Origin of the sequence: Megasphaera sp. MJR8396C (genome assembly GCF_001546855.1) — a bacterium.
Lineage (GTDB): Bacteria > Bacillota > Negativicutes > Veillonellales > Megasphaeraceae > Megasphaera.
Genome location: NZ_KQ958207.1, coordinates 88,669 through 91,693, shown reverse-complemented (window position 1 = coordinate 91,693; position 3,025 = coordinate 88,669). Strand labels below are relative to the sequence as shown.

General features: G+C 50.5%; 1 protein-coding gene. It reads right to left on the bottom strand.

The annotated features are described in order from the left end of the window. Nucleotides 1-3,025: beta strand repeat-containing protein (locus tag HMPREF3201_RS10565; RefSeq protein WP_369794846.1), on the bottom strand; the 3,025-nt coding region annotated here is incomplete at both ends.

Sequence of the window (3,025 nt, the reverse complement as noted above, 5' to 3'; positions counted from 1 at the left end):
ACCGGTGTATACCATGCCGTCATCAAGGGTAGCTACGGTCGCGCCGCCTACGGTAATACGGTCAATAGATTTGCCGTTTACGTCATTAGCGGCAGGACCTGCGGCGATAGTCGCAGTAGAACCATCAGCACCGGTTAAGGTGATAGAACCATCTACACCGCCTGTTCCGTCACTGCCGTTAGCACTACCTAAGGTAAGGTTATCAGCCAGTTTCACATCATAGGTCGTAGAACCGTTAGTTTCCGTCTTTTCGGTTACTTGTAAGTTAGTACCTGTATAGTTACCATCGGTACCAGCTGCCGTGCCGCCTTCAACCGTAAGATTCGTCTTGCTGCCTTCACCGGCATTCACATCTTGGATGGCCTTGGTCAGCTGATCCACATTGACCGCATCCGTGCCTTTAACACCGGTTGCCACATTGCTGATGACATTGTTGCCGTTGTCGAGACCAGAGCCGGTCAAGGATACAGGGTCACCCGTAGACGGAGTAATGGTAATGCCATCATTGTTGACGACGGTATTTCCGGTCGTTAAGGAACCTGTAGAACCTAAGTTGATGTCTTTATTGAGTTTAACCGTCAACAGGGCATTGTCGCCGTCCTGACTGGATACGACGCCGATGTTGCCTGTCGTGAGGTCTGCTGCCGTGGTTGCTTCGCCCTTGACGTTAACTTGATTATTCAACTTCACCGTGGCAAGAGTACCAAAATCGCCATAGTACTTCATGCCGTCATCAAGGGTTGCCACCGTCGAACCACCGACCGTAATACGGTCAATGGGCGTACCGGCCAAGTTATTCACTTGAGATCCCGCTGCAATCGTTACCGGCGAACCGGAGCCGTTGTTCATGACGATAGAGCCGTCAGAGCCATTGATAGCAACGGAAGAACCGTCCGTACCATTCACGGTAACGGTACCATTTTCACCATCTGTACCGGTTGTACCAACTGCAACGGTGTTGCTCAAACCTACCGTAATTTTGCCATTCGTCGCATCACTGGTAGTCGTGATGTTGCCGTCACCGGCAATATTTAAGGTTTCCCCTAAATTACGATGTACGGTGTCACCACTGTCGGCCGTGAAATTCAAACCGTCGTTGGTTAATTCGGTCTTCGCTGCATCGGTAATATTTTTAATGTCACCGATGTTAGCACCATTGGTAAGATTAGTGTACGTCGGGTTACCACTAGCATCGACACCATCGGAGCCGCTGGCTACGTTGGTAATCTGTTTGCCGCCGGCATTGATCCCTTCAGTCGTGACGGACGGGCCGTTGGTGATGGTCAAGCCATCGGTTGCAAGTTTTGTATCGCCAACGGTTACACCATCATTGTTGATGACCGTGTTGCCCGTCGTGACCGAACCGGTTGAGCCTAAGTCGATATCTTTATTCAAGCTGACTTCAAGAGCTCCGTCTTTCACAGCCGTCGTGATGTTAGATGTACCCGTCGGATTTTCAGTTGTAGTCGTTCCGTCGGTAACACCGCCTTTGACGGTAATGGTCTTACCGAGGTCCTGTTTAACCGTTGTGCCGCTTTCATCGGCAAGACCGAAGCCGCCGGTTGCGTTTTCACTGGTACCGTCAGCAAGAGCATCGCTTACGGTCTTCAGCTGATCTTCCGTAGCTGCACGGCCACTTACGATGTCAGGATTGGAGACATTCCATGTCGTGTTATCCAGACCAGTTACATAGCTGCCCGTTTGAGCAACACCACCTGCTGTCGTTGTCGATTGATTACCTAATGTAGCATCGCCGGCCGTTACAGTGTTCAAACCGGTAATATCTTTCGCCAGGCGAACGGTCAGTTTGCCATTGTCGCCGTCTTGTTCGGCAACGATGCCAATATTGTTGTCCGTAGATAACTTCGAAGAATCGGTTTCACCGCCGACAATATTGACAGTCTTATTCAATTTAACGGCGGCCGTACCGGTATCACCGGTGTATACCATGCCGTCATCAAGGGTTGCGACTGTCGCGCCGCCTACGGTGACACGATTAATAGAATTACCGTTGACGTCGTCAGCAGCCGTACCGGCTTTAATCGTAACCGGCGAACCGTCAGCCGTGTTCAGGGCGATGGAGCCGTCAGCACCGTTAATAGCTACTGCCGAACCATCAGCACCATTTACGGTAATGGAGCTGTCCGTACCGGTTGTACCGGCTTCAGTATCAGCTGCGCTGCCTAAGGTAATGTTATCGGCCAGTTTCACATCATAAGTCGTAGCACCGGTCGTTTCTGTTTTTTCAGTAAGCTGCAAGTTGCTGCCTGTGTAATTACCGCCTGTACCGGCCGCAGTGCCTCCTTCGACAGTAAGGTTCGTTTTGCTGCCTTCACCGGAGCTTACCCCCTGAATAGCCTTTGTCAACTGACCCACGTTAACAGCATCCGTATCGGCTGTACCGGCAGCAACGTTGATAATCTTTTGATTGCCATTGTCGAGACCGGAACTGGTCAAGGATACAGGATCACCGGTGGTCGGTGTAATCTTAATACCATCGTTATTAACAACCGTGTTACCTGTGGTTAAGGAACCGGTCGAACCTAAGTCGATGTCTTTATTCAATTTAACAGTCAAAAGACCATTATCGCCATCCTGATTGGATACGACACCGATATTGCCCGTCGTAAGGTTCGCTTCTGTCGTCGCTTCCCCTTTTACGTTAACCTGATTATTCAATTTAACGTTAGAAACGGTACCGAAGTCGCCGCCGTATTTCATGCCATCATCCATAGTGGCAACAGTCGCGCCGCCTACGGTAATGCGATCAATAGGAGTGCCGGCTAAGTTATTAACTTGAGTGCCCGCTGCGATAGTTACGGGTGAGCCGTCAGCTTTATTCAAAGCGATAGTACCGTCAGCACCATTAATGGCAACGGAAGAACCATCGGTACCGTTAACGGTAACCGTACCGTTGACACCGTCTGTACCTGTCGTACCGACGGAAACAGTATTGCTCAAGCCTACGGTAATCTTGCCATTGGTAGCATCTGACGTAGTCGTGATGTTGCCGTCACCGGCAATA